Annotated in this window: 28 protein-coding genes and 1 pseudogene; 18 read left to right on the top strand and 11 right to left on the bottom strand. The window is 68.9% G+C overall.

All coding sequences use genetic code 11. The annotated features are described in order from the left end of the window. The 3 genes from VGF12_RS07740 to VGF12_RS07730 form a co-directional block, all read left to right on the top strand. The coding region (locus tag VGF12_RS07740) for an FHIPEP family type III secretion protein (RefSeq protein ID WP_331175459.1) at nt 1-744 on the top strand (744 nt) is incomplete at its 5' end. A 158-nt stretch (nt 745-902) separates the two neighbouring features. Then, nucleotides 903-1,121, top strand: coding sequence for a TOBE domain-containing protein (locus tag VGF12_RS07735; RefSeq protein ID WP_293503888.1), 219 nt, complete (start codon nt 903-905; stop codon nt 1,119-1,121). Between the two features lie 3 nt (nt 1,122-1,124). Then, entirely contained in the window at nt 1,125-1,712 is a 588-nt protein-coding gene (locus VGF12_RS07730) for an RBBP9/YdeN family alpha/beta hydrolase (RefSeq protein ID WP_331175458.1), read from the top strand. 84 nt (nt 1,713-1,796) lie between these two features. Here the strand turns inward: VGF12_RS07730 and VGF12_RS07725 are convergent, their stop codons facing one another. Further along, complete coding sequence (locus tag VGF12_RS07725; protein ID WP_331175457.1) at nt 1,797-2,678, bottom strand: dienelactone hydrolase family protein; 882 nt, start codon at nt 2,676-2,678, stop codon at nt 1,797-1,799. A gap of 119 nt (nt 2,679-2,797) precedes the next feature. Here VGF12_RS07725 and VGF12_RS07720 point away from each other — a divergent pair, with 119 nt between their 5' ends. The 4 genes from VGF12_RS07720 to VGF12_RS07705 all read left to right on the top strand — a co-directional run bounded on the left by VGF12_RS07720 (nt 2,798) and on the right by VGF12_RS07705 (nt 7,634). Then, a complete protein-coding gene (locus VGF12_RS07720) occupies nt 2,798-3,757 on the top strand; it encodes a CysB family HTH-type transcriptional regulator (protein ID WP_331175456.1) in 960 nt (319 codons plus the stop codon). Between the two features lie 76 nt (nt 3,758-3,833). Further along, nucleotides 3,834-4,838, top strand: coding sequence for a sulfate ABC transporter substrate-binding protein (locus VGF12_RS07715; RefSeq protein ID WP_331175455.1), 1,005 nt, complete (start codon nt 3,834-3,836; stop codon nt 4,836-4,838). A gap of 98 nt (nt 4,839-4,936) precedes the next feature. Further along, nucleotides 4,937-6,448, top strand: a complete 1,512-nt coding sequence (locus VGF12_RS07710; protein ID WP_331175454.1) for a DUF1800 domain-containing protein — start codon at nt 4,937-4,939, stop codon at nt 6,446-6,448. Nucleotides 6,449-6,452: 4 nt separating this feature from the next. Beyond that, nucleotides 6,453-7,634 (top strand): DUF1501 domain-containing protein, encoded by a 1,182-nt coding sequence (locus tag VGF12_RS07705; protein WP_331175453.1) that lies wholly within the window; start codon nt 6,453-6,455, stop codon nt 7,632-7,634. Here the strand turns inward: VGF12_RS07705 and VGF12_RS07700 are convergent. Next, nucleotides 7,631-8,191 carry a flavodoxin family protein gene (locus VGF12_RS07700; protein ID WP_331175452.1) on the bottom strand — a complete coding sequence of 187 codons (561 nt, stop codon included), beginning with the start codon at nt 8,189-8,191 and terminating at the stop codon, nt 7,631-7,633. The genes VGF12_RS07705 and VGF12_RS07700 overlap by 4 nt on opposite strands. 32 nt (nt 8,192-8,223) lie before the next feature. Continuing rightward, nucleotides 8,224-8,946: a pirin family protein gene (locus VGF12_RS07695; RefSeq protein ID WP_331175451.1), complete on the bottom strand. Its 723-nt coding sequence runs from the start codon at nt 8,944-8,946 to the stop codon at nt 8,224-8,226. A 99-nt stretch (nt 8,947-9,045) separates the two neighbouring features. On the opposite strand from VGF12_RS07695, the gene VGF12_RS07690 reads away from it, so the two are divergent. From VGF12_RS07690 to VGF12_RS07655, 8 genes and pseudogenes are all read left to right on the top strand, one after another. Continuing rightward, on the top strand, nt 9,046-10,017 hold the full coding sequence (locus VGF12_RS07690) for a LysR family transcriptional regulator (RefSeq protein WP_331175450.1): 972 nt from the start codon (nt 9,046-9,048) through the stop codon (nt 10,015-10,017). Beyond that, on the top strand, nt 10,014-10,889 hold the full coding sequence (gene gluQRS, locus VGF12_RS07685; protein WP_331175449.1) for a tRNA glutamyl-Q(34) synthetase GluQRS: 876 nt from the start codon (nt 10,014-10,016) through the stop codon (nt 10,887-10,889). Before VGF12_RS07690 ends, gluQRS begins: the two co-directional genes overlap by 4 nt. Then, nucleotides 10,886-11,230: pseudogene (locus tag VGF12_RS07680) on the top strand (FKBP-type peptidyl-prolyl cis-trans isomerase); the annotation flags it as partial. The gene gluQRS and the pseudogene VGF12_RS07680, both read left to right, overlap by 4 nt. A 30-nt stretch (nt 11,231-11,260) precedes the next feature. Next, nucleotides 11,261-11,608, top strand: a complete 348-nt coding sequence (locus tag VGF12_RS07675) for an FKBP-type peptidyl-prolyl cis-trans isomerase (RefSeq protein ID WP_414710038.1) — start codon at nt 11,261-11,263, stop codon at nt 11,606-11,608. A gap of 93 nt (nt 11,609-11,701) precedes the next feature. Next, nucleotides 11,702-12,118: a PilZ domain-containing protein gene (locus VGF12_RS07670; RefSeq protein WP_331175448.1), complete on the top strand. Its 417-nt coding sequence runs from the start codon at nt 11,702-11,704 to the stop codon at nt 12,116-12,118. Nucleotides 12,119-12,208: 90 nt separating this feature from the next. Then, nucleotides 12,209-12,958, top strand: coding sequence for an MgtC/SapB family protein (locus tag VGF12_RS07665; RefSeq protein WP_331175447.1), 750 nt, complete (start codon nt 12,209-12,211; stop codon nt 12,956-12,958). 10 nt (nt 12,959-12,968) lie between these two features. Then, nucleotides 12,969-13,388 (top strand): DUF1801 domain-containing protein, encoded by a 420-nt coding sequence (locus tag VGF12_RS07660; RefSeq protein WP_331175446.1) that lies wholly within the window; start codon nt 12,969-12,971, stop codon nt 13,386-13,388. A 99-nt stretch (nt 13,389-13,487) separates the two neighbouring features. After that, nucleotides 13,488-15,134 carry a heme peroxidase family protein gene (locus tag VGF12_RS07655; protein WP_331175445.1) on the top strand — a complete coding sequence of 549 codons (1,647 nt, stop codon included), beginning with the start codon at nt 13,488-13,490 and terminating at the stop codon, nt 15,132-15,134. Here VGF12_RS07655 and map read toward each other — a convergent pair. Both map and VGF12_RS07645 read right to left on the bottom strand, forming a co-directional pair. Next, nucleotides 15,131-15,928 (bottom strand): type I methionyl aminopeptidase, encoded by a 798-nt coding sequence (map, locus tag VGF12_RS07650; RefSeq protein WP_331175444.1) that lies wholly within the window; start codon nt 15,926-15,928, stop codon nt 15,131-15,133. The genes VGF12_RS07655 and map overlap by 4 nt on opposite strands. Further along, nucleotides 15,925-16,185 (bottom strand): ParD-like family protein, encoded by a 261-nt coding sequence (locus tag VGF12_RS07645; protein WP_331175443.1) that lies wholly within the window; start codon nt 16,183-16,185, stop codon nt 15,925-15,927. Before VGF12_RS07645 ends, map begins: the two co-directional genes overlap by 4 nt. A 77-nt stretch (nt 16,186-16,262) precedes the next feature. Here VGF12_RS07645 and VGF12_RS07640 point away from each other — a divergent pair, with 77 nt between their 5' ends. Beyond that, a complete protein-coding gene (locus VGF12_RS07640; RefSeq protein WP_331175442.1) occupies nt 16,263-16,766 on the top strand; it encodes a hypothetical protein in 504 nt (167 codons plus the stop codon). A gap of 22 nt (nt 16,767-16,788) precedes the next feature. Here the strand turns inward: VGF12_RS07640 and VGF12_RS07635 are convergent, their stop codons facing one another. From VGF12_RS07635 to VGF12_RS07615, 5 genes are read right to left on the bottom strand one after another with little or no spacing between them, the layout of a single operon-like run. Beyond that, nucleotides 16,789-17,226, bottom strand: coding sequence for a thioesterase family protein (locus VGF12_RS07635; protein WP_331175441.1), 438 nt, complete (start codon nt 17,224-17,226; stop codon nt 16,789-16,791). Then, the gene (locus VGF12_RS07630) at nt 17,223-18,392 is read right to left on the bottom strand and encodes a hypothetical protein (protein WP_331175440.1); all 1,170 of its coding nucleotides are present in this window, start codon (nt 18,390-18,392) and stop codon (nt 17,223-17,225) included. Before VGF12_RS07630 ends, VGF12_RS07635 begins: the two co-directional genes overlap by 4 nt. Beyond that, nucleotides 18,392-21,208 (bottom strand): ATP-binding protein, encoded by a 2,817-nt coding sequence (locus tag VGF12_RS07625; protein WP_331175439.1) that lies wholly within the window; start codon nt 21,206-21,208, stop codon nt 18,392-18,394. The genes VGF12_RS07630 and VGF12_RS07625 overlap by 1 nt, the downstream gene beginning before the upstream one ends. Beyond that, nucleotides 21,208-21,918, bottom strand: a complete 711-nt coding sequence (locus tag VGF12_RS07620; RefSeq protein ID WP_331175438.1) for a hypothetical protein — start codon at nt 21,916-21,918, stop codon at nt 21,208-21,210. Before VGF12_RS07620 ends, VGF12_RS07625 begins: the two co-directional genes overlap by 1 nt. Beyond that, nucleotides 21,915-23,219 (bottom strand): hypothetical protein, encoded by a 1,305-nt coding sequence (locus tag VGF12_RS07615; protein WP_331175437.1) that lies wholly within the window; start codon nt 23,217-23,219, stop codon nt 21,915-21,917. Before VGF12_RS07615 ends, VGF12_RS07620 begins: the two co-directional genes overlap by 4 nt. A gap of 164 nt (nt 23,220-23,383) precedes the next feature. On the opposite strand from VGF12_RS07615, the gene VGF12_RS07610 reads away from it, so the two are divergent. After that, nucleotides 23,384-24,256, top strand: coding sequence for a lectin-like domain-containing protein (locus VGF12_RS07610; protein ID WP_331175436.1), 873 nt, complete (start codon nt 23,384-23,386; stop codon nt 24,254-24,256). Between the two features lie 74 nt (nt 24,257-24,330). Next, nucleotides 24,331-25,131, top strand: a complete 801-nt coding sequence (locus VGF12_RS07605) for a class III extradiol ring-cleavage dioxygenase (RefSeq protein ID WP_331175435.1) — start codon at nt 24,331-24,333, stop codon at nt 25,129-25,131. Nucleotides 25,132-25,143: 12 nt separating this feature from the next. Here the strand turns inward: VGF12_RS07605 and VGF12_RS07600 are convergent, their stop codons facing one another. Next, nucleotides 25,144-26,073, bottom strand: a complete 930-nt coding sequence (locus VGF12_RS07600) for a Gfo/Idh/MocA family oxidoreductase (protein WP_331175434.1) — start codon at nt 26,071-26,073, stop codon at nt 25,144-25,146. Nucleotides 26,074-26,247: the final 174 nt, after the last annotated feature.

Raw genomic sequence — 26,247 nt, 5'->3', positions numbered from 1 at the left:
GGCACCGACCCTGCCTACGGCCTGCCCGTCACCTGGATCGAAGCCCAGGACAAGGCCCATGCGCTGGGCCTCGGCTACCAGGTGGTGGACGTCGCCAGCACCATCGCTACCCACCTCTCCAAGGTCGTGCGCGAGCAATTGCCCGAGCTGCTGCGTTTCGACGACATCACGGCCCTGCAGGAGCGACTGGCGGCCCAGGCGCCCAAGCTGGCTGCCGCGCTGGACAAGGCCTACAGCCATGCTCAGCTGCTGAAGATCCTGCGTTTGCTGCTGGCCGAGGGCGTCTCCATCAAGGACATCGTGCCCATCGCGAGCACGCTGGTGGAGCATGCCGAGACCACCAAGGATCCCATCCTATTGGCCGCCGAGGTGCGCTGCACGCTGCGCCGCCAGTTGGTGGGCCAGTTGGGTGGCCCCACCGGCACGTTGCGCGTCTTCAACCTCGGCAGCGAGCTGGAGAACCTGCTGCTGGCCGCGCTGAACCAGGCCCGCCAGGGCAACGCCAAGGTGCCGCTGGACAGCTACCCCGTCGACCCGCAGCTGCTGGCCCAGCTGCAGCTGCACATGCCGGGTGCGCGCGACCAACTCAAGGCCCAGGGCGCATCGCCGGTGTTGCTGGTGATGCCGCAGATCCGTCCGCTGCTGGCCCGCTACGCGCGGCTGTTTGCGCCAGGGCTGGCCGTGCTGTCCTACAACGAAGTGCCGGAGCAGCGCGAGATCGCGGTGCTGGGATCGTTGGGCTGAGGTCCGCCGCCCGGCCCTGCCTCGCGGCATGCTGGCCGGTCCGGGAGACGCCGGACACCGCGGGCCGATATGCGGCACGCGCATGCGCTGCTGCGAATCGCTTCGTTCCGCCACGCGGTGCTGCCGAGCACACTGGCCTCTCCCAGACAGGAGAGCCCATGAGCATCACCGCCATCAACGTCCGCAACCAGTTCCGCGGCACCATCAAGGAAATCATCGAAGGCCCGGTCGTGTCGGAGGTCGACGTGGTCACGCGCCATGGTGACGTCGTCACCTCGGTCATCACGACGCGATCGGTCAAGGACCTCGGCCTGGAGGTCGGCCGCGAGGTCGTCGCCCTGGTCAAGTCCACGGAAGTGTCGATCGCGACGCTCTGAGCCATGGCCTACAAGGCGCCGCGCGTCCTCATCATCCCCGGGCTGCACGACAGCGGTCCGGCGCACTGGCAGACCTGGCTGCAAGGCCAGTACCGCGACGCCCGCCGCGTCACGCAGCGCGACCCCAGCCGCCCCGAACTGGAGCGCTGGGCCGAGCGAATCCAGCGCACGCTGGAGGTGGCGGGCGGCGGCGAATGGCTGGCCGTCGCGCACAGCTTCGGCTGCCTGGCCCTGGCCCGGCATCTGGCGGACACGCCCGGCTCGCCCATCCGCGAAGCCCTGTTCGTGGCGCCGGCCGAGCCGGACAAGTTCGGCATCGCCGAAGCCCTGCCCCACCAGCGCCTGCCGCGCCGCTCCCGGCTGATCGCCAGCAGCACCGACCCGTGGATGAGCGCCGCCAGCGCCGCGCGCTGGGCCCACCGCTGGGGTTCGAGCTACAGCAATCTCGGCCCGGTCGGCCACATCAACGCCGAGGCGGGATTCGGCCCGCTGCCGCTGGCCAAGAGCTGGATCGAGGCTGCCCGCTCGCGCGCTGCCGCCGAGCAGCGGCCGAGCCACGCCGAGTTCCGAGAGTGGGCCTTCGCCGTCTAGAAGCCGCAAGCGCGACACCCGTGGAGGATGACCGAGCTGTGCAATGACAGCCCGATGCACCCGTGCGTTTCGGACGGGTGCTGTCTAGCTCAGCGTTGCTCTGAACACGGCCAACGTGCGTTCCCATGCCAGCTGCGCCGCCGCAGGGTCGTAGCGCGGCGTCGTGTCGTTGTTGAAGCCATGCTGGGTGCCGGGGTAACTGAACCTCTCGTAGCGCACGCCAGCCGCCTTCAGCGCGGCCTCGTAGGCGGGCCAGGCGGCATTGGTGCGTTCGTCGTTGGCGGCGTAGTGAAGCAGCAGCCGCGCCTTGATGCGCGGCACGTCCTCCACCGCCGGCACACCGCCGTAGAAGGGCACGGCCACGGCCAGATCCGGCAACTGCGTGGCCACATGATTTGCCAGGCTGCCCCCCCAGCAAAAGCCCACGACGCCCAGCTTGCCGTTGGCGTCCTGCAGCGCCAGCAGGCCGCGCGCTGCGGCCACGATGTCGGCGCGCGCCTTGGCCGGATCCAGTTTGGCGAACAGGGCACGCGCCTCGTCCTCGTTGCCAGGGTAGCCGCCCAGCGGTGTCAGCGCGTCGGGCGCGTAAGCCACGTAGCCGGCCAGCGCGACGCGGCGGGCGATGTCCTCGATGTGGGGATTGAGGCCGCGGTTCTCGTGCACGACCAGCACGGCCGGCAGCTTGCCGGCGGCTCCGGCTGGCTTGGCCAGATAACCCTGCACCTGTCCGTTGCCCAAGGGGGACTCGAAGGCCTGCCGCCGCGTGGCCAGGCGCACATCGTCGGGTTTGACCTGCTGAGCCGCCGCGAAATCGGGACACAGGGCGGCCAGCAGCGCCGCGGCGGCCGCGGGTCCGCCGCTGAAGGTGGCCGCCTGTTCCAGGAAGCCGCGCCGGCTCAGCTCGCCGTGCACGTAGCGGTCGAACAGCGGCCAGGCCTGGGAGGGGATGTCGGTCGGGTGCGTCACGGCAGGCGTCCTTATATGTAGAAGTGCCGACTTTAGTGGGCCCACCCCTCAAGAACCGAATATCGATATCGCGAATCGTTCGACGACAGAAAGGGCCATCGTTCCCAGAATCGCAGCGCATGAACTTCCAGCAGCTCCGGTCCGTCCGCGAGGCCCAGCGCCGCGGCTTCAATCTCACAGAGGTGGCCCAGGCCCTGCATACGTCGCAGCCTGGCGTCAGCCGCCAGATTCGCGAACTCGAGGAGGAACTCGGCATCGAGCTGTTCGTGCGCGTCGGCAAGCGGCTCACCGGGCTGACCGAGCCCGGTGAGCATGTTCTGCCCGTCGTCGAGCGCCTGCTGCTGGAGGCCGAGAACCTCAAGCGCGCAGCCGGCGACTTCGCCAGCGCCGGCAGCGGCCGGTTGCGCATCGCTGCCACCCACAGTCAGGCGCGCTACGCTCTGCCACCGGCCGTCCGCGACTTCCGCGCCCATCATCCCGACGTCAGCCTGCATCTGCAGCAAGGCTCGCCACGCCAGATCGCCCGCCTGCTGCTGGACGGCGAGGCCGACGTGGGCATCGCCACCGAAGCGCTGGCGCAGTACCCGGAACTGGTCGCCCTGCCCTGCTACCGCTGGACGCACTCGGTGGTCGTGCCGCCCGGCCACCCGCTGCTGGATGGCCCGCTGACGCTGGCCCGCGTGGCCCAGTTTCCCATCGTCACCTACGAGCCTGGCTACACCGGCCGCTCCCATATCGACGACGCCTTCGCCGCCGCCCAGCTCACGCCCCACATCGTGCTCAGCGCGATGGATGCGGACGTCATCAAGACCTATGTGGAGCTGGGCCTGGGCGTGGGCATCGTCGCGGCGATCGCCTTCGACGAAGAGCGCGACCGCCATCTGCGCGCCATCGATGCCCGCCATCTGTTCGCCGACAACATGACGCGCCTGGCCGTGCGGCGCAGCGCCTACCTGCGCGACTACGTCTACGAGTTCATCCAGACCTTCGCCTCGCCGCTCAAGCGCGAGGTCGTCGACGCGGCCCGTCACGAGGTGCCCCCGGCCGAGCCCGTGCTGGCTTGGTCGAAGGCCGCATGAGCTCGGACGGTCTTGTTCTTTGCCCCCCACCTCCCTCCTCCCTAGAGTGAACCGCTCCCTCCCCAACTCGAAAACCATGCGCCGCCTCCTCACTTCCCTATCCCTCGCCGTTGCCGTCGGCGCCTCCTTCCCCGCGCTGGCCCAGACCTCGTTGCTCAACGTCTCCTACGATCCGACGCGCGAGCTGTACCAGGACTTCAACAAGGCCTTCGCCGCCAACTGGAAGGCGAAGTCCGGCGAGACCGTCACCATCAAGGCATCGCACGGTGGTTCCGGCAAGCAGGCCCGCTCGGTCATCGACGGCCTGGAAGCCGACGTCGTGACGCTGGCCCTGGCCTATGACATCGACGCCCTGGCCGACCGCAACCTGCTGGGGCTGGACTGGCAGAAGAAGCTGCCAAACAACTCCACGCCCTACACCTCCACCATCGTCTTCCTGGTGCGCAAGGGCAACCCCAAGCACATCAACAACTGGCCGGACCTGGCGCGTTCCGGCGTGGAAGTCATCACCCCCAATCCCAAGACCAGCGGCGGCGCGCGCTGGAACTACCTGGCAGCCTGGGCCTTCGCGCTCAAGCAGCCGGGGGGCACAACTGACTCCGCCAAGGCCTTCGTCAAGCGCATCTACGGCAACACCAAGGTGCTGGACTCCGGCGCCCGCGGCGCGACGACGACCTTCGTCGAGCGCGGCATCGGCGACGTGCTGATCGCCTGGGAGAACGAGGCCTACCTGGCCGTGAAGGAACTCGGCAAGGACAAGTTCGAGATCGTCACCCCGTCCATCTCCATCCTGGCCGAGCCGCCGGTGGCCATCGTCGACAAGGTCGTGGACAAGCGCGGCACGCGCAAGCAGGCCCAGGCCTACCTCGATTACCTGTACAGCCCCGAAGGCCAGGAGATCGCCGCGCGCAACTTCTACCGCCCGCGCGATCCCAAGGTGGCGGCCAAGTACACCAAGCAGTTCGCCAACGTGAAGCTCTTCACCATCGATGAAGCCTTCGGCGGCTGGCGCCTGGCGCAGAAGACCCATTTCGACGATGGTGGCGTGTTCGACCAGATCTACACGCCCGGCGCGAAGTAACGCCACAGTTGGCCGGCGCCCACAGGATGTGAAGTCTTGTTGCGCTGGTCATCCCGGCCTCGACAACCGGCGTTGAGCGGCCTCATCATGAGGCCGCCATGAGAAACCTCGCGCTCAGCACCGCTCTCTTCCTCGGCCTGGCGGGTTGCGCCAGCGTGCCACCGCCTGCCCACGGTCCAGCCCAAGACGCGCTCTGGCTGGACCGTCTCACTTGGGGCGCCAGCAGCGCCGACCTCGCCGCCCTGCGCAGCAAGGGTCGCGAGGCCTGGCTGGACGCCCAGCTCCAGCCCCCGGCCCCCGCGGCATTGCCTTCGGCCGCACAGGCCCAGATCCAGGGCCTCTCGGTCACACGGCAGGAACTGCTGCCGCTGGTGCAGGCCATGGAGGCCCAGCGCAAGGCCGCTGACGCGCTGACCGACGACATGGCCAAGGCCGAGGCGCAAAAGGGCTACCAGCAGGCCATGACCCGACTGGCCCGCGAGGCTTCGGCACGCCAACTGCTGAACGCGCTGTACTCGCCCAACCAGCTTCAGGAGCAGATGACCTGGTTCTGGTTCAACCACTTCAACGTCCACCAGTACAAGAACAACCTGCGCGTCATGGTGGGCGACTACGAGCAGGGCCTGCGCGAACGCTCGCTCGGGACCTTCCGCGAGCTGCTGGGCTACACGGCGCACCACCCGGCCATGCTGCGCTATCTCGACAACGAGCAGAACGCCGCGAACCGAATCAATGAAAACTACGCACGCGAGCTGCTCGAGCTGCATACGCTGGGCGTGGGTGGTGGCTACGGCCAGCGCGACGTGCAGGAACTGGCCCGTGTGCTGACCGGCCTGGGCGTGAATCTGACCGACAACAAGCCCAAGCTCAAGCCAGCCCAGGAAGCCCTGTACCGCCGGGCCGGCCTGATGGAGTTCAATCCCGCGCGGCACGACTTCGGCGACAAGACGCTCCTGGGCATCACCGTCAAGGGCCAGGGCTACGCCGAGCTGGACCAGGTGCTGGATCTGCTGGCCCGCCACCCGAGCACGGCGCGCTTCGTGTCCCGCAAGCTGGCCCAGTACTTCGTTGCGGATGAGCCGCCGCCGGCGCTGGTGGAGCGCATGGCCGAGCGCTGGCAACAAAGCGATGGACGCATCGCCGAGGTGTTGCGCGCCATGGTGGGCTCGCCCGAGTTCGAGGCTTCCCTCGGCCGCAAGTTCAAGGACCCGACGCACTACGTCGTCTCGGCCGTTCGCCTGGCCTATGCCGACAAAGTCGTGCTGAACACCGGCCCCATGATCGGCTGGCTCTACCGCCTCGGCCAGGCCCCCTACAACCGCCAGACGCCGGACGGCTACCCATTGGACGAGAGCGCCTGGGCCGGGCCCGGCCAGATGACTACGCGCTTCGAGATCGCGCGCGCCATCGGCAGCGGCAGTGCGGGCCTGTTCAAGGCGGAGGGCGAGGCCAAGGACAGGCCGGCCTTCCCGCAGATCGCCCACCCGCTGTACTACGACGGCATCGCACCGCGCCTGGCGTCCGCCACCCAGCAGGCCCTGGCCCAGGCCACCTCCCCGCAGGAATGGAACACCTACCTGCTCGCCTCCCCCGACTTCATGCACCGGTGATGCCATGAAACGCCGCCATCTGCTCCAACTCGGCCTCGGTGCCGCACTGCCCCCGCAGCTCTGGGCCGCCTCGTCGGACGCGCCGCGCCTGCTGGTGGTCTTCCTGCGCGGTGCCTACGACGCGGCCAATCTGCTGGTGCCGACCGCGTCGAGCTTCTACTACGAGGCCCGGCCCAACATCGCCATCGCCAAGACCGCGGCCCTGCCGCTGGACACGAACTGGGGCTTGGCGCCTGCATTGGCCGACACCATCCACCCGCTGTGGCTGAAGAACCAGGCGGCTTTCGTGCCCTTCGCCGGCACCAATGACGTTTCGCGCAGCCATTTCGAGACCCAGGACCACATCGAGCTAGGCCAGCCCGACGAGGGCGCTCGAGACTTCCGCAGCGGCTTCATGAACCGCCTGGCCGGCGTGCTGGGCGCCGGCGGGGTCACCAGCTCCCGGCTGGAGGCCATGGCCTTCACCGATCAGGTGCCGCTGATCCTGCGCGGCGACTTGCCAGTGGCCAACCAGGCCTTGCGCGACCTCGGCAAACCGGCCATCAGCGCGGCTCAGGCCCAGGTCATCGCCGACATGTATGCGCACACCCGTCTGGCCGGGGTGGTTCGCGGTGGCTTCGAGGTGCGCGACGAGGTCTCGCGCGAGATGGCCGGAGAGATGGAGGCTGCCAGCCGCGGCGCCATCGCGGCCAAGGGATTTGCGCTGGAGGCCCGTCGCGTTGCGCGGCTGATGCGTGAGCGCGTGATGCTGGGCTTCATCGACGTCGGTGGGTGGGACACCCACGTCGGACAGGGCGGCGCCACGGGCCAGCTCGCCAACCGGCTCGGCGAGCTTGGCAAAGGCCTCGCGCTGTTCGCCGACGAGATGGGGCCGCAGTGGAACAACACCGTGGTGGTGGTGGTCAGCGAGTTCGGCCGCACGTTCCGCGAGAACGGCAACCGGGGCACCGACCACGGGCACGGCAGTGCCTACTGGGTGCTGGGCGGCGGCGTGAAGGGGGGGCGCATCGCCGGCGAGCAGGTGGAAGTCAAGGCCGCCACGATGTTCCAGAACCGCGACTATCCGGTGCTCAACGAGTACCGCGCGGTGTTTGGTGGTCTGATGCGCCGCATGTACGGCCTGAACGACGCGCAACTGGCCACGGTCTTCCCCGGGGCCAGCGCTCGCGATCTCGGCTTGGCTTAGGCGGACTTCACCCAGCGGTCCACGACCACCTTCACGCGCTCGCCGAAGTACTTGGCCGTGGCAATATCGCCGGGCACCATTTCCTCGGTCGAGGCGTCGCTGGGCGTCTGGGTGATGAGGCCGGCGTAACCGCCGAGGTTGTTGATGTCATCGCGCGTGGCGGCCTTGTGGTTGGGTGCCTTCGAACCCATGCCCACCCAGATCATGCCGTGCTGCTGGCTCAGCGTGTGCAGGTACTGCATGCTGCCCTGCTTGTCACCGTTGAGGGTGGCCGAGTTGGTGAAACCGGCGGCGATCTTGTCCTTCCACAGCTGGGCGTACCAGGGCTTGCTGCTGGCGTCGGCCACCTTCTTGAACTGCCAGCTCACGCCGCCCATGTAGGTGGGCGTACCGAAGATGATCGCGTCGGCCTCGGCCAGCGCGGCCCAGTCGGCTTCGGAGATGTTGCCCTCGGCGTCGATGGGCATCAGCTGCGCGCCGGCCGCGCCGGCGACGGCCTCTGCGACCTTCTTGGTGTGGCCGTAGCCGGAATGGTAGAGAACGACGATCTTGCTCATGGGTGTTTCCTTGGAGTGAGGGCTGAGGGACTTCAGGCGGCCAGGTCAAAGACCAGAACTTCGGCGTCCTTGCCGGCCGTCAAGGCGAGGCGCGATGTTTCGCGAAGCTGCAAGGCATCACCTGCCGTCAGGTCTTGCCCATTTGCGGTAAGCGAACCGCGCACCAGGTGCACATAGGCGATGCGGCCCGGCGCCAGATCGATCTCGGCGGATTCGCTGCCATCGAACAGGCCGGCATACAGTCGTGCATCGGCATGGATGGTCACGGCGCCGCCAGCACCATCGTTGGCCGCCACAAGGCGCAGCTGGCCGCGCTTGGAAGCGGCGTCGAAGTGCTTCTGCTCGTAGCTCGGCGCGATGCCGCGCGCATCCGGCTGGATCCAGATCTGCAGGAAATGCGTCGTCTGGTCCTTGGCATGGTTGAACTCGCTGTGCATGACGCCGGTGCCAGCGCTCATGCGCTGCACGTCGCCGGGACGGATCACGCCAGAGTTGGCGGCGCCCTTCTCGCCGTTGCCCATGCTGTCCTTGTGCGCCAGCTCGCCCGAGAGCACGTAGCTGATGATCTCCATGTCGCGATGGCCGTGGGTGCCGAAGCCGGTGCCCGGGGCGATCTTGTCCTCGTTGATGACACGCAACGCGCCGAAACCCATGCGGGCCGGGTCGTAGTAGTCGGCGAAGGAGAAGCTGTGGAAGGACTTCAGCCAGCCATGGTCGGCATAGCCACGGTCGGCGGACTTGATCAGTTGCAGCATGTTCGGTCTCCTTGGCGGTTGCAATGAAGTCAATGTAGGAGCCATGGACCCGGCCATCGATGAGCCGCCTGCTAGGCATCATTCAAATAGACTGAACGCATGCCAACCTCCCACGACAAGCGCCGCGCACTGACCCCCGAGGCCCTGTCCATGATGGACACCATCGCCCGCACCGGCAGCTTTGCCGCCGCCGCGCGCGAGATGGGTCGCGTGCCCTCGGCGCTGACCTATTCCGTGCGCCAGCTGGAGGACGCGCTGGACGTGCTGCTCTTCGACCGAAGCTCCCGCCAGGCCGTGCTGACCTCGGCCGGCCAGGAGCTGCTGCACGAAGGCCGGCGTCTGCTGCAAGAGCTGGACGCCGTCGCCAACCGCGTGCGTCGCATCGCCACCGGCTGGGAGAGCGAGCTGACACTAGCCGTGGACGATGCCGTCGCCCGTCGGGCCCTCTTCGATCTGATGGAAGCCTTCTACGCCGAGAGCATCGACGGCGGCGGCCCGCCGCCCACCCGGCTCAAGCTGCGCGTGGAGGTGCTGGCCGGCACCTGGGAGGCCCTGCTGCATGGACAGGCCGACGTGGCCATCGGCGTGCCGGCGCAGCAACTGCCCAGCAGCAACATCCATTGCGAGGTGGGCGGAGAGCTGGAGTTCGCCTTCTGCATCGCGCCCCACCACCCGCTGGCCGCCCTGGCCGAGCCCTTGAGTGCCAGCCAGATCGCCGAACACCGCATCATTGCGGTCGCCGACAGCGCGCGGCTGCTCGCCCCCCTCACCGTCGGCCTGCTGCCGGGCCAGGACGTGCTGACCGTGCCGTCGCTGGCCACCAAGCTGGAGGCCATGATGCGCGGCCTGGGCTGTGGCTCGCTCCCCCTGCCCATGGTGAGGCGCCACATCGAGGCCGGCCGCCTGGTGCGCAAAGCCACTTACGAGGGCCGCCGCGCCAGCCTGATGCACTATGCGTGGCGCGACACCGGCCAGACCCCCGGCAAGGCGCTGGCCTGGTGGATCGACAAACTGCGCGGCCCCGCCACGCAGCGGGCCCTGCTGGAACAGCACGAAGGCCTGCTGCTGTGAGCACCTATCGGGGTCGCTTCGCGCCCTCGCCGACCGGGCCGCTGCACGCCGGCTCGCTGGTCGCCGCGCTGGCCAGTTGGCTGGACGCGCGCGCACACGGCGGCCAGTGGCTGGTGCGCATCGAGGACGTCGACGGCCCGCGCTGCCCGCCGGGTATGGACACGCTCATCCTCGGCCAGCTTGCCGCGCTGGGGTTGCTGCCCGACGAGCCGCCCCTCTGGCAATCCCGCCGCGGCGACCGCTACCAGGCCGGGCTGGACCGTCTGATCGCCTCGGGCCACGCGTACGGCTGCGCCTGCACGCGCGCGGAGATCGCTGCCGCGATCGGCCCGCGCGCCAAGCATGGCGAACTGGTCTACCCGGGCACCTGCCGCCAGGGCACCCACGGCCGCCCGGTGCGTGCCTGGCGCCTGCGCGTCCACGGGCGCGTGGACTGGGAGGACCGCCGCCTCGGCCCGCAGTCGCAGGACCTTGAGGCCGAGGTCGGCGACTTCGTGCTCAAGCGTGCCGACGGCCTCTGGGCCTACCAGTTGGCCGTCGTCATCGACGACGCGGAGGCGGGCATCACCGACGTCGTGCGCGGCGAGGACCTGGCCGACAACACGCCGCGCCAGATCGCGCTTCAGCGGTGCCTGGGCCTGCCCACGCCGCGCTATCTGCACACGCCGCTGGTGCTGGCGGCGGACGGGCACAAGCTGTCCAAGCAGAACGGCGCGGCGGCGCTGGACCTGGGCGATCCGCCAGCCCGTCTGCGCGAGGCCGCGGCCCACCTGGGCTTGCATCTGCACACCTGCGAACCGCTGGCCGAAGCGGTGCCGCAATGGCGAGCGGCGACAATGCCGGCATTCACCCATCTGAAGGATTTCCCATGAACACCACGCCCAGCGGCCTGCAGTACGAAGACAGCGTCGAAGGCGACGGCAAGCAGGCAGCGGCCGGCCACGACGTCACCGTCCACTACACCGGCTGGCTCTGGGTCGACGGCGCCCGCACGACGAAGTTCGACTCCAGTCTCGACCGACGCGACCCCTTCGAGTTCGAGCTCGGCGCCGGCATGGTCATCCGTGGCTGGGACGAAGGCGTGCAGGGCATGAAGATCGGTGGCAAGCGCACTCTGATCATCCCGGCGCAGCTCGGCTATGGCGCGCGTGGCGCCGGCGGCGTGATTCCGCCCAACGCCACGCTGTGCTTCGAGGTCGAACTGCTGGGCCTGGCCGGCGGCCCCGAACCGGTGGAGCTGAACCTGCACACGACGTCCAGCGGACTGCAGTACGAGGACCGTAGCGTCGGCGAAGGCGCCGAAGCCGCCAAGGGCCAGCGCGTGTCGGTGCACTACACCGGCTGGCTCTACAAGGATGGCATGAAGGGCAAGAAGTTCGACTCCAGCAAGGACCGCGGCCAGCCTTTTAAGTTCAAGCTCGGTGGCGGCGAGGTCATCGCCGGCTGGGACGAGGGCGTGCAGGGCATGAAGGTGGGCGGCACACGCATGCTGGTGCTCCCGCCCGAGCTGGGCTACGGTGCGCACGGCGCCGGCGGCGTGATCCCGCCGAACGCGACCCTGCTGTTCGAGGTCGAACTGCTGGCGGTTTGACCGAAGTCAATTCCGGGGACGGTGCGGCTGCTGACAAGCGCCTGTCATTCGAGGATGCTTTGATCCAGTCCGTAAACGCATCCAGAGCACACCATGTCGATTGACCAGCGCCGCTTCCCCCGCGTCGAGTTCTTCCTCGTCCCCGACGAGCATGAGCAGTTGCCGGTGTGGGTCATCAAGCCCGAAGACCTGTCGGAGGCGCGCGGCGGTGTCGTGGTCAATCTCAGCGAGGCCGGCCTGCAGATCCTGGCGGCGGCCGAGCCGGCGCTGGATGCCCAGCACTACGAGATGCGGCAGCTGCTGGGCGAGGATGAGGGTGTGCCGCTGTTCAGCGCCGACGTGCGCCGGGTCTGGAGCAGGCCTCTGAGCCGTATCGTGCAACTCTGCGGCTTCGAGTTCGAGACGCCCAACTCCCAGGCCGAGGAGTTCCTGATGGCGCAGACGGCGCAGATCACCGCCCGCAAATGGGTGCGCTGCGTGCTCGTGGAGCGGATGGCCGCGCTCGCCTAGGAAGCCATGCCCGGGGCCACGCTGGCGCCCCGCAGGGAACTGGGTTAGCGTGCGCGCGGGGCCGGCACGGCCTCGTCTGCCATCTCTTCCATGATCGAAACCGAGCAGTTGCTGCGTTACTGGACCCTGCCGCAATGGCAGGCCAATCTGCTGGTGCTGATGCACCTCGTCGGCGCCGGATTGCTGGGCCTCATGCTGGGCTACGAGCGCGCCTTCCACGGCCGCGCGGCCGGCATGCGTACCTACGCCCTCGTTTGCATGGCCTCCACCGCCGTCATCGTGCTGCTGGGCCTGCCGCATCAGTGGTTCGGCGGCACCGGGGCGGCCGTGGTTCCGCCCCTGATGGACCCGACACGCGTCATCCAGGGCGTCGTCACCGGTATCGGCTTCCTGTGCGCCGGCGTCATCATGCGAGAGGGCATGAACATCTCCGGCCTGACGACGGCAGCCTCGCTCTGGGCCGCCTCGGCCATCGGCATCCTGGTGGGCATGGGCTTCTATTTCGCGGCCATCGCGCTGACGCTGCTGTGCGCCTCGCTGATGATGTGGGGCGCCAAGCTCGAAGCCGCCCTGCCCTCCCATCCGGCCATCGCCGTGCAGCTGCAGGGCCAGCCGGGACGCAGCTTCGAGCAGGCCGAGCTGGTCGCCTTCACGGGGGCGCTGGGCTACGACTTCGCGCCGGGCTCCGTCAGCATCGAATGCACGAACGATTGCCAGGAGTGGCGCTTCGTCTGCACCGCGCGGCGAAACTACCGCGGCGAGACGCTTTCCCGCTTTGCCAGCCGTCTGCCCGAGCTGCCCGGCCTGGCCGGCTACCGCGTCACGCACGCTCGCAACTGAGGCGGCGGCGATGCGTCCGCTGATGCGCTTCCCCACGGCGGTCCCGCGGGATCCGGCCGTGCAGGCATGGCTGGACAACCACGCCGACACGCTGGGCGCCATCGCCGGGCAGTGGTTCACGGCATTGCGCCGCAGTGGCAGCGACGTGCGGGAGCTGCTGCACGACGGCATGCCTACCGCCTGCGTGGGCGATGCGGCCTTCGCCTACGTCAACGCCTTCAAGGCCCACGTCAACGTCGGCTTCTTCTGCGGCGCCGAGCTTCCGGACCCGGCGCGCCTGCTGCAGGGCACCGGCAGGTTCATGCGCCACGTCAAGCTCTGGCCCGACGTCGCCACCGACGCAGCGGCACTGGCGACGCTCATCGCGACGGCCCATGCCGATGCCAAGGCCCGCCTGCTGGCCGAGGGCACCGCGCCGCGCCAAGCCTGACCGACAGCTGTCGACCTCCATAACAGTTGGGATGCGATCGGCATGCGCCCCGCGCACATTGCGGGCGTTGCGATGCGCAACGCATGCGGGAGAAACGCAATGGCAGGACATGGATCGCGGCCGCTGCGCGGCCTTGAAAGCACCGGACAGTCCAGTGCCGGCACGGCGAAGTTCGGCCGGCTGTTCCGCTGGCTGGAGCCGGCCGCAGCACCGCTGAACCCGATGCAGGAGCAGGAGCTGCGCGACACGCTCGCCGAGCTGGCCGGGCTGATGGTGACCTCCGAGTTCCAGAACAACGTCAAGGACGGCAAGTCGCCCGACGCGCCCATCACGGAAAGAGAGCCGGATGACGAGAGTCCCGACATCCCGGCCGGCTACACCTATCTCGGCCAGTTCATCGACCACGACGTCACGTTCGACCCCGCCTCGTCGCTGCAGCGCATGAACGACCCGGACGCGCTGGAAGACTTCCGCACGCCGCGGCTGGACCTCGACTGCCTGTACGGGCGCGGTCCGTCCGATCAGCCGTATCTGTACGAAAAGCCTTCACGCGGCAAGTTCATCCTCGGACCCGACGTCGGAGTACAGGGCATGCACCGACCCGATCTGCAACGCACCGGCGACAGGACGGCGCTGATCGGCGACAAGCGCAACGACGAGAACAAGATCGTGGCGCAGATCCAGGCACTGTTCCTGAGGTTCCACAACAAGGTCTATGACAAGCTCGCCCCCGGCTTCAAGCCGGGTGAGGGAGACGCCCATTTCAACGAGACGCAGCGCATCGTGCGCTGGTGCTACCAGTGGATCGTGCTCAACGATTTCCTGCCCCGCGTCTGCGATCCCCGCATCGTCGAATCGCTGATGCCGCTTCCCGGCGAGCGCACCCCCCGATTGCAGTTCTACCAACCGCATGGCGGCACGGCCTACATCCCGGTGGAATTCTCCGTCGCGGCCTACCGTTTCGGCCACTCCATGGTGCGCCCGAGCTACTCGCTCAACGACAACGTCCTTAGCGGCACCAGCCACTTCAACGGAACGCCCTTCGCCCGCATCCCCATCTTTCCGTTCCCCTCGCGCAATCCGCAGACGGGCCAACCCCTGCCGCGCCAGGCGACGGACTCCATGGCAGGCTTTGGCGAAGCCCTTCCCGCGGCCTGGGGCATCGACTGGCACTTCTTCTTCGGCACGCCCAACACGCACGCCCCGGGCAGCCAGCAGATCCCGCAGCCCAGCTACCGCATCGATGCCTCCCTGGTCGACCCGCTGCTGGACCTGCCGGAGTTCGCCACCGAACCCACGCCCTTCCGCTCACTGGCCTTTCGCAACCTGCAGCGCGGGGTCAGCATGGGCCTGCCGTCCGGCCAGGGCGTCGCGCGCATGATGGGCGTGGAACACGACCGCATCCTGAACGACGAACAGCTCTGGACCGTCTGCAGCAAGGGCGAGGAGATCCAGCCCTGGGCCGAAGGCGCCGACTTCTTCGCGAAGGACCGCAGCCAGCGCTGGCTAAGTGGCGCCGCCCCGCTGTGGTACTACATCCTGAAGGAGGCGGAGGTCATGAATCATGGCCGCCACCTCGGCGACGTGGGCAGCCGCATCGTCGCCGAGACGCTGATCGGCCTGGCTTGGCACGACCACTACAGCTACCTGTTCCAGATGCCGCGCTGGGATCCGTCGCAGGAACTGCTGGGACTGCCGGCCCGCCCCGACATGCTGGCGTTGACGCAGTGGATTGACGCGCCCTAGGCGTCCTCGATCGCCGGGTACTCGCCCAGCCCGTCCGGCCACGGCGTCAGGATCTCGAAGCCGTTGGCCGTCACGGTCACCATGTGCTCCCACTGGGCCGACAGCGACCGGTCACGCGTGACGACGGTCCAGCCGTCGTTCAGCTCGCGGATGGCGGCCGTGCCGGCGTTGAGCATGGGCTCGATCGTGAAGATCATGCCTTCCTGCAACTTCAGTCCTTCGCCCGGTCGACCGAAATGGTTGACGTGAGGATCGTCGTGATAGACGTCGCCGATGCCGTGGCCGCCGTACTCACGCACCACGCTGAAGCCGGCCGCCTGGGCCACCTTCTGGATGGCGTGACCCACGTCACCCAGCGTCGCCCCCGGACGCACCTGGCGGATGCCGGCGCGCAGGGCCTCGTAGGTCGTCATCACCAGCCGACGCGCCAGCACGTTGGTCTCGCCGACGATGAACATGCGGCTGCTGTCGCCAAACCAGCCGTCCTTGGTCAGCGTGACGTCCACGTTGACGATGTCGCCCTTCTTGAGCCGCTTGTCCTTTGACGGGATGCCATGGCAGACGACATGGTTGGGCGAGATGCACGCTGTCTTCGGGAAGCCGTGATAGCCCACGTTGGACGGGGTGCACTTCAGCGTATTGACGATGTAGTCATGGCAGAAATCGTCCAGTTCCTCGGTCGTCACGCCCGGCTGCACGTGCGGCTTCAGCATCGCAAGCACCTCGGCGATCAGATGCCCGGCCTCGCGGGCCTTCGCCACCTCGGCGGGCGTACGCAGCTTGAGGCTCTTCATGCACGACCTTCCCGCGTGCCCGTCTTGGCCTTGGGGGCCTGAGCCCAGCCCGCCAGACGCGCCAGGTCCAGGCCACCCTCCTGCTCGGCGCGGATCAGCAACTGGCAGATCTCGCTGTGGCTCAACTGCGGATGCAGTTCAGCCAGCATGCCGATTCGCATCCAGTGCTCGGCCTGGGCGTTGATGGAGCGCGACAAGGCCTGGCTGGCCACTCGCAGGCTTTCGTGCAGCGGTTCGGAGATTTTGACGATTCCCATACCGCCACTATATACGATTTATATACGAAACATATATACACCAGGCCCACGAAGCAGAACGTTCTAGAGTCAGGGTCATGCGCCCCGTCGTCGCCCTCGCTACCTGGCTCACCCTCGCCGTGTCGAGCGCACTCGCCGCGCCGCCCGCACCGGTTCGCGCCGTCGTCAGCGCCCTGAGCGCAGACTGCCGGGCCGCTGGCGGCAAGCCAGGGGCCTCGCCCGGCCTCATCAGCGCCGTCGACGTGGACGGCGACGGCAGGGACGATCACGTGATCTACACCGGGGCCTTCGAATGCGAAGGCGCGGAGTCCTTGTTCGGGGGCACGGGAGGCGGGTCGGTGCAGGTCTTCCTCAGCACGGCACAGGGCGGTGCAAAGCCTGTCTTCGAGCATGGCGCCGTGGGGCTGCGCGCGCAGCAGCGCAACCTTTGGCTGGCCGTCGGCGGCGCCCTATGCGGGCAGAAGGTCACCGAGGACACGCCGCGCAGCGCGATGCAGGCCTGCTGGCGCCCGCTGCAATGGGATGCCAGGCGCAGGATGCTCGAATTCGGCCCGCTGTCCAGCGTGCAGCGCTACCCGTGACCGGTCGGGTCGGCAACTCGGCTCAGCGCACCACCGCGGCCTCGTAGACCGTCAGGAACTCCGCCGGCATGCGCCGCGGCTTGCCGCTGCTGATCTCGATGCAGACCAGCGCCCAGCGTCCACGCACCAGCGTGACGCCGTCGCTGGCACGGCGCAGCTGGAAGCGCCGCTCCATCGTCAGCTTGCCGTCGCTGGCAGTCAGCCAGGTGCCCAGCACCAGCGCCTCGCCCTCGAACGACGGCAGCAGGTAGTCGTAGTGCCCTTCACGGATCGCCATCGCGCGGTCCAGGCGGCGGTAGTCGGCAAGGCTCAGCCCCAGCGCCGCGGAATGCGCCCAGCCGGCCTGCTCGCACCACTGCACATAGACGGCATTGTTGGTGTGGCCCAGGCCGTCGATGTCGTCCGGCCTGGGCGACAACGCGAGGGTGAACGGCGAGGCGCGGTCCCAATCGTCTGTCACAGCCAGGCCTCCTGTTCGGCTTTCACGCCGCGTTCGGACAAGGCATCGCGCAGCGCAACAAGTTCAGGCGGCAGCGCACGGTTGGCAAGCCGCGCCAGCACCTGCCGGTCATACCGCCCCAAGGGCTGCAAGCCCTGGCGATCCAGCCGATGCGGCTCCATCGCCGTCACCGCCCAGGGCAGGCCGGTGGCGGCACAGGGCTCCGCCGCCGCCAGCGCAATCTCGATGCCCGCCGGATCGGCGTCCGCACTGATGGAGACGGGCGCCGGCGCCAGCCGAAGCAGCCGCCCCATCGCCTCGGCCCAGGCCCGCGTCGGCCGGCCGGCGATCCAGACCAGCGCAACACCAGGCTCAAGTCGCGCAGCCTGCTTCTCGAAGCTGGCGCGACCTTCGATCAGCCACCAGCGCACCGGCGGCGTGACGCGCTCCAGCGCGACCAGCGACGCCACTGGCAACGTGATGAACGGCGCAACACCCAGGTCCACCCGCAGGCTGCTCGACCACTGAAGGCTGAGGTTGCCCGCCAATGTCACCTGCGGCGCAAAGGCGCCGATGCCCAGCGCAGGCAGATCGAAATAGCGCTCCAGCCATTGCCACTCGCCATCGCCGACCGCCTTGGTATGCCCGATCTGCAGGGCAAAGTCACGGCGCAAGCCGACGCCGCAATCTCCGACCCAGGCGAGCAGAGCCTCCAAGAGTGCCACCCGAGCCTCGACGGCCGCGATGGCCATGCGCGACTCGGCGAGCGCTTGCGCAGCCTCGCCGACAAGGTCGTCGGCCATCAGTGCATCCAGCCGCTGCAGCAGCGCCGCGCGGCGGGCGTCACGGTCACTGCGCGTCGGCAATCCAAGCGCCGCCTGCTGGGCTTCGAGTTGCACCCAGCAGAGCTCGACCGGGCGCCAGCGCCCTTGCTCAAAGCGTTCCTTGCGCGTGCAAAGACCTGTCTTCAGCGCCAGATCGGACAGGCGGTGCGCCAGCTCGATGCGCCCGGGCCCCGCGGTTTCGAGCAGGTTCTGCCACTTGCGCGTCCCGGCACTGCCCCGCAGCCATTCAAGCAGCAGCGAACACTCGTCAACGTCCAGGCGCGGCAGGGCGCCCGGCCAACTGGGCGCAACAGCTTCCAGCTCCTGCCTGGAGCGATCCCCTGAGCGCCGGCGCCAGTCCATCAGGCGTACTCACTGACCTCCGGCCTGCGCGCCAGCACCGCGATCGGCGGCGCCCAGCGTTCGCCGCGCGGTTTCTTGCTCGTCACCAGCGTGATCTCGCTGGGCTCGAAGACCTCGACGTTGTGCGTGATCGGCGTCGTCAGCAGGTACTGCGCGCGCGTGCTGCGCAGGAAGTGGCCGACGAGCTGGATGTTGCGAACGTCCAGATGGGCGAAGGGCTCGTCGATGAAGACGAAGCCGCCAGGCGTCTCGTCGTCCTTCATCAGCCCTACCAGCAGGATCAGGCTCTTCAGCACCTGCTGGCCGCCCGAAGCCTCACCGTCGTTCAAGCCCACCTCGCCCTTGCCGTCGAAGTTGAACTTCACGTGCAGGCCGGCCTGGGCCAGCACGGTGTCGTCGTTGTCCAGATGGGGCAATTGCGCCTCGGCGACGACGCCGGCCAGTTCGCCCAGCTCGGCGACGTTTTTCTTGTAGCGCCGCACGGTGGCCTTGAGCACGTCGATGTAACGCTCGCGGGCGTTGCTGGCGGCCGTGGCCGCCAACGCATTGCTGGCCTTGCGGTCGGACAGCTGGTGGGCCTGCTCGCGCACCTGCAGGTCCATGCGGGTATGGCGGTCGACGACGCTCGCGTCGGTCTCCCACACGCCGCTGGCGAGTTCCTGGTCGACGTGGTGCGAGCGGATCTCGGCCTGGCGAGCGTTCTCGAATTCATTGCGCAACGCCGTAAGGGCGATGGACGTGATCCAGCGCGGCGGGAACTTGGCGCCGGCCTCGCGCGATGCGGCGGCGGCCTGGACGAGCGCCGCGCGGCGCGCGGCATGGTCGCGCGCGGTCTGGGCCTGGCGGGCTTCACCGTCGGCCAGCTCCTGCTGGGCGCGGTTGTAGCCGTCCTCGCTGCGCGCCGAGGCCTTGACGAGCCGGTCGTGCTCGGCCTCCAGACCCTGCATGCGCGTGGATGCCTCGGCGCGGGCCTGCCTCAGCGCCGGCAGGCGGGCGCGTGCCTCGGCGAACTCGTCCGCACGCTCGGACAACTCCTGCGCGGCCTTGTGGCCCTGGGCGGCACGCTGCGCATCCTTCAGCTGTCGGTCCACCTCGCCCTGAGCCTTGACGACGCGGGTCAGCTCGGCGTCAAGCCGCACCAGCTCGGCCTCCAGCGACTGGCGCCGCGCGGCCACCGCATTCGCGCCGAACTGGTGGTCGGCCGGCGAGATGAAGACGCTGCGTCCGCCGCGGCCATCGCGGTAGTAGGCATCGGGGGTGATCCACTCGCCACCCACGCCCGCCCCCTCCTCGGTGCTGGCCACGCAGCGGATGCCGTCGAGCTGGCGCGCCAGCCAGGTGGGCAGCGCCGCGCTGACCTTAAGCACTGCCAGCAGCGAACCGGACCGGGCCTGGCCGACCGGTGCCGCATCGGACACGACGTAGTGTCGATACTTCAGCCGCGCTGCGATGGCAAAGGCCCGCGCCTCGTCACTGCGCTGCTTCAGCACCACGACCCAGCGCGAGCCGCGCAGCACGCCCTCGGCGGCAGCACGCCACTGCTCGTCGGCGATATCGATGCTGTCGGCGACGACGTGGTGGCCGATGCCGGCCTCATCAAGCGCGCGGCGCAGCGGTGCCACCTCGGGCGGGGGCGGCGGGAGGCGCTTGTCCTTGAGCTCGCCGATCAGGCCCTGCACATGCTTGAGCTTGTCGTCGGCGCGGGTGTATTCGCCGCGCAACCGGTCCTTGTCGGCGGCCAGCGTCTGGGTGCGCGCGGCCAGTGCGGCAGCGTCAGCCTCCACATCGGCCAGCGCCTTGAGCTCGTCCTCGCGCTTGACGGTCAGCTCCACCGGCTTCTCGGCCTCGCGGGCCATGTCGAAGGCGGCGCGGGCATCGCGGCGCTGGGTGTCCAGCTCGACGAGGCGGGCCTTGGTGGCCTCGTGCTCGGCGAACAGCTCGTGCAGTCGGGCGCGCTTGGTGGACAGCGAGCGTGCATCGGCACTGGCGAACAGGCGGGCGCGATGCAGATCGCGGCCATCGCGCGCCAGCCTTTCGCGGGACTCGCTCCACTGCATGACAGGCAGCACCTCGGTGGCCAGGCGCTCGCGCTCCTCGATCTTGAGCTGCCACTGGCGGTGACTGGTCACGCGGTTGGCCAGTTCGCTGAGTTGCGCCTGGGTGCGCGACAACTCACCTTCGGCCACCTCCACTTCTTTGGCCAGTTGCTGCTGGTGCGAGCGCGCCTGCTCGTAGCGGTCCAGCACCTCCTGGTCGCCGAAGACCTCGAAGACAAGGCGAAGCAGCTCGCGCGGGTTGAGGTCGCAGAGCTTGTCGGTCTGGCCCTGCTCGAGCGCCAGCACCTTGCCGATAGCGCGCGTGAGTCCAGCGGCCTCCAGGCGGCGGCGCCAGGCCTCGATGCCCAGCCAGTCGCGCTCGCTCTTCTCGGCCAACTGCTCGATCTCGTGCACGCCGTCCAGCATCACGTAGCGGCGCGTCCAGTCGCCGCCCTGGCGCTCGATGCGGCAGGCCAGCGTCACCTGGTCGCCATACAGCAGCGACGAAGCGAACGGCCGACTGCTGTTCTGCCGGCCGCGCGGACGGTTGTCGACCAGCGCACGCAGCCAGGCCGTCTCGGCGTTGGCATGGCGGGCATAGGTGCGGAAGGTGCGGCCGCCCGAGCACTCCAGGCCCAGCAGCGTGCGCAGTGCGTCCAGCAGCGTCGTCTTGCCGGAGCCGTTGGGACCGGCAATGGTGATGATGGCGCCGTCCAGCGGCAGGCTCACGCGCTGGCAATAGTCCCAGTGCAGCAGTTCAAGGGTTTGCAGGTGGAACATCAGTCTTCGCTCGGCTCTTCTGGTTCCTGGCGGGCGGCCTGGATTTCGGCCAGGGCGGGCGCGGCCAGCGGGTCGGTGGCGCGGGCCAGCACGTCGGCCAGCGCCCCGTCGAGGATGCGCGGCGCGAGCTGGTCGTAATCCAGCAGCAGGTCCAGCAGCGGCCCCTCGGCGATGTCCTCCCCGCGCCGCTGGATGAAGCCGTGGCGCTCCAGCAGCTTGAGGTTGGCGTCGATGCGCAGCTTCTTGCCGAGCTGGTCGCCGAAATCGGCCAACAGGCTGCGGTAGCTCAGGGAGGGCGACACGCTGGCGGCAGCCGGCACCGGCTTGTCCTTGGCGAACATCTCGCCCTGGTCGTCGCCGGCGGCGTCGGTGCGGCTGATCTGGCGCTGGCGCTTGGGCAGCACGATGAGACTCCACAGCACCACCAGCAGCGACACGCCATCGCGTGGCAGCTCCAGGTTGTTGTTGGCGTTCAGGCCCACCTCGCCGAAGACGGCGCTCTCGGCCGGGCGCAGCAGTGCGACCGCCACCTGGTCCGCGTAGACGTTGTCGACCACGCGCAGGCCCACGCCCTCGAGGCGCCGGCCAAGTTCGGCCCACAGCTCGGCGTCGATCAGCGCCCGTTTCATCAGCGGGTGGTTGCGCGGCAGCCAGCGCCGCGCCAGCAATTGGGCCGCGAGGCTCGCGGCGTCGTCCAGGTTGGAACTCATTCGGTATCCGGTTCGGAAAGCGTGTGCAGTTCGCCGCGGCTCATCCACGCGACGAACTCGTCATCGATCTGGCCCTGCTCGGCGCTCCAGCGCACCCGCCAGGGCTGGCGCGCCATGTCGCCGGTGGCGCCCTTCAGATGCCGGGCCTGGACGTCGCCCAGCAGCGGCAGCAATTGCGCGCGGTAGGCGGCAGACGCATAGCTGCCGCCCAGCACGGCGGGGCCGACGGGCTGGGTGCCCTGACCATCGGCCGTCCAGCCGTTCAGCAGCGCCTGCAGCGCATCCAGTTCGGGCGGCAAGCTCAGCACCTCCAGCCGGCCATCCGGCGCGGGGCGGGCCTCGGGCAGGCCGGCGGATTCGGCCTTGGCCGGCCGGTCGCGCTCGAACTCGGCCTCGGCGCCGTCCACCAGCTCCTGCGCGGCCACCATGACGGGCTGCACGCCGGTCGAGAGTGCGTCGCCCAGCAGCGCATGCAGCTCCGGCACGCGTTGCAGCCATTGGCGCACGTCGGTCGTCGTCACGCCGGTCGAGCCCAGCGTGACGCGTTGGCGATCGGCCTGCTGCAGTGCACGGTTGAACTGGCTGGCCATGACCAGCAGCCCGGCCTGGGCACTGCCCAGCTCGCGCGCCAGCCGCTCCAGCCGGCCATCGCCCTGGGCCTGTTCGATGATGGCCTTGAGCGCCTCGCCGGCCCGGTCCACCAGCGCCAGCGCGCGCTCGAAGCGCGTGCGGGCACGGCGCAGCTGGAACTCGCTGCCGCTGGCCATCGCATCCGCGAACTCCTCGCGCAGACGCTGCAGCTGGGCTTGCAGATGGCGCAACTGCTGCGGCTGCAGCAGGCCAAGTTGATGGGCGCCGGCCACGCCGGCCAGCAGCGCCGCCAGGTCGGCGTCCTCGCCGGTGTCCTCGGCGGTGAGGGGTTGCAGCATGCCGGCGAGCTGCTGCGCCAGCGGCGTGATGGCATATGTCTGGCTGGAGGCGTCCCACAGCAGCAGGTCGGCCTCGCGCAGCCTCTTCAGCACCGTCTCCAGCGCGTCCTCGCGCAGTTGGTGGAAGGCCTGGTTCAGCGCTTCGCGCGTCAGCCGCGCGGCCGGCAGCGCCATCAGCTCCAGAAAGACCCAGACGCGCAGCCGCACCCAACCCGCCTCGCCGCCAAACAGCGCGCGCTGGGCGGCAATCAGCGCCTCCTGGCGCTCCAGCTGCCACCACAGCAGCGAATCGGCCGGCGCGGCACCGTCGCGGAAGAACTCGTCGGCCGGGCGGGGCTCGTCGGGGGCGGACGTGGGGCGGAGATCGGACATGGGGCGCGAATTATCGACGCCCGATCCAGCCCGGTCGCCCGGGGTGTCGGAGACTTTGACAGTTGCACCGCCAGAACGCTCCCGGCTCCCGATGCACCCTGGGTACAGCCGCCGCTGGCACTGAATATGCATGGCTCGCTGCAACCCTCGGGAGGAGTGCAGAAATGATCCGTCGCACGTTGTTCACCACTGCCCTGGCGCTCGCAGCGCTCGGTTCCCAGCCGGCCCAGGCCGGCATCGTCATCGACTACGCCAGCGGCTTCAGCGGAGCCTGCGGAAGCGGCCTGAGCTGCGTCGGCGACACGGCCGTCACCGGCAGCGCACTGCGGCTCACCGGCGCCGGCGGCAACCAGGCCGGCGCGGGCTACAGCACCACGGGCGTCGCGCTGGGCGCGGGCGCCACGTTCAGCACCAGCTTCCAGTTCCAGATGACCCAGACGGGCGGCATCGCCCCTGCCGACGGCATCACCTTCGTCCTGGCCGAGGGCACGACGGGCCTGGGGGGCCTGGGCGGCGGCATGGGCTACCAGGGCGTCGGCAACAGCGTCGCCATCGAGTTCGACACCTACTGGAACAACTTTGACCCCAACAGCAACCATGTCGGCGTGGACACCAACGGCTCGCTGAGCAGCTTGATCACGGCCAACCCCTATGGGGTCGCTGTTTGCGACTTCGGCGGCAACAGCCACACCGCTGACGGCTGCATGAGCAACGGCAAGGTCTGGTCAGCCTTCATCAACTACGACGGCACGACGCAGAAGCTCAACGTCAGCGTGCAGCAGCAGGGCATGGCGCTGGTCCAGCTGATCACCGACTACAGCATCGACATCGCCGCCATCCTGGGCACCACCACCGCCCATGTCGGCTTCACGGCCGCGACGGGCGCAGGTTTCGAGAACCACGACATCCTGGGCTGGCAACTTGCCAACGACACCTCCATCGTCGGCCCTGGCACCGTACCCGAGCCGGCCGAACTGGCCCTGCTGAGCCTGGCCGGTGTCGCCGCGCTTTGGGCCGGCCGCCGTCGTCGCGCCTGACGTTCGTTTTTTGCGAACGCCGACGTCAAGCCGGCTGAAACACGGCCCGCGCAAGCGGGCCTAATCTTTGGGGCATGAAAACCCCTCGCCTGCCCACCTTTTTCGTCTCCCACGGCGGCGGCCCCTGGCCGTTCATGGAGGGCGACTACCGCCTCGCCCACGCCAAGCTGGAAGCCTCGCTGCAGGCCCTGCCAGCCTCGCTGCCGGCACGGCCCAAGGCCATCCTGATGGTTTCGGCGCACTGGGAAGAATCGGCCTTCACAGTGATGAACTCGCCCGCGCCGGGCATGCTCTACGACTATGGCGGTTTCCCGCCGCACACCTACGAGGTGGTCTACCCCGCACCCGGCGACCCGGTGCTGGCGGAGCGCGTCGTCGCACTGATCCAGGCCGCGGAACTGCCCGCCGCACGGGACAGCCAGCGCGGCTTCGACCATGGCGCGTTCTGCACCCTCGTCCCCATGTACCCGGACGCCGACGTCCCGGTGGTGCAGTTGTCGCTCAAGCGGGGCCTGGATCCAGCGGACCATCTGGCGTTGGGCCGTGCGCTCAGCCCGCTTCGCGATGAGGGCGTGCTCATCCTCGGCAGCGGCTTCAGCTTCCACAACCTGCGCCTGTACGGCACCGCTGGACGTGAGCCGTCCGCCGCCTTCGACGCCTGGCTGCAGACAGTCCTGCCCGCGCCTGATGGGCGTGCCGAACGCCTGCAGACCTGGGCCCAGGCACCCGCAGCCCGCCTGGCCCACCCGCGCGAGGAACATCTGCTGCCGTTGATGGTGGCGGCCGGCGCGGCCGAGGGCGACGCCGCGAGCTGCAGCTACCACGAGACCGAGTTCCTCGGCGGCGTGACGGCGTCCAGTTTCAGGTTCGGCTGACGCGCTCCGCGTTCAGACCTGGTGGGGTGCCACGGTGCGTCGCTCCCCGATCAAGAAGGCGTCGGCCACCAGTTGGAAGGGGCGCCAGTCGACCTCGGAGCGGCCTGCCGCGCAGAGCTCCGCGAAACGGGCATAGAGCCGCGGGTACTCGCCCGCCAACGCTGCGTCGGCGGTGGTGGGCTGACCGTCGATCTCCAGCACGCCGCCGCCCTGCGACAGCAGCAGGCGGCCCGTTGTCGTGATGAGCTCGATGTTCCAGGTCTGCTCACCCTTCTGCCGGAAGTCGAACGCCGCCGCCACGCTGACGCCGGACGGCGTGCGCAGGTCCAGTTGGGCTGCGATGGGCGCCTGCTGGTTTTCGGGGAACTCCAGCACGGCCTTGTGGACGACCGCCTCTTCCTCCAGCACCTCGGTCAGCACCGACAGGGCATTGATGCCCGGGTCGAACACGCCCAGGCCGCCCGCATCGAAGATCCATTGCTGGCCGGGGTGCCAGTGGTGCACGTCTTCCTTCCAGGTGATGGTGCCGCCGGTGAGCGTGCGGCCGCGCAGCCAGTCGCGCGCGGCGTCCACGCCTGCGGCAAAGCGCGAATGCCAGGTCTGGAACAGCGTGCAGCCGTGCCGGGCCGCTTCGGACTGAAGCAGTGCGATCTGCCGCGTCGTCGCCGCGGGGGGCTTCTCCAGCATGACGTGCTTGCCGGCCCGCAAGGCCGCGACGGCGGCCTCGAAGTGCGCCTGCGGCGGCGTGCAGATGGAGATCGCGTCCAGCTCCGGCACCTCGGCCAGCATGGCCTCGACGCTGGCGAAGCCGGCCACGCCGTCCACGCGCGCGTTGCGGCTGGCCGTGGCCACCAGTTCGAAGCGCGGATCGGCGGCCAGCGCCGGAATATGTTGATCACGGGCGATCTTGCCGATGCCCACCAAGCCCAACTTCAGTGCCATGCTGTTCCCGGAAAATGCTGCCGTTGCCGCGCCTCACGCAGCAACGTCTTGGGTGCACGCCGGGCCGATTGCCCGGCGGCGCCGTCATCTTAGGGTCCGGTGACGCGGACATCGCCACCGCAGCCCCTCATGGCCTCAATGATCGAAACTTTGATTCAATCCCTCGCCGCCTGC

This window comes from Roseateles sp., assembly GCF_036404855.1.
In the GTDB taxonomy this organism is placed as follows: Bacteria; Pseudomonadota; Gammaproteobacteria; order Burkholderiales; family Burkholderiaceae_C; genus Pelomonas.
This window is presented reverse-complemented; position numbering and strand designations above follow the sequence as displayed.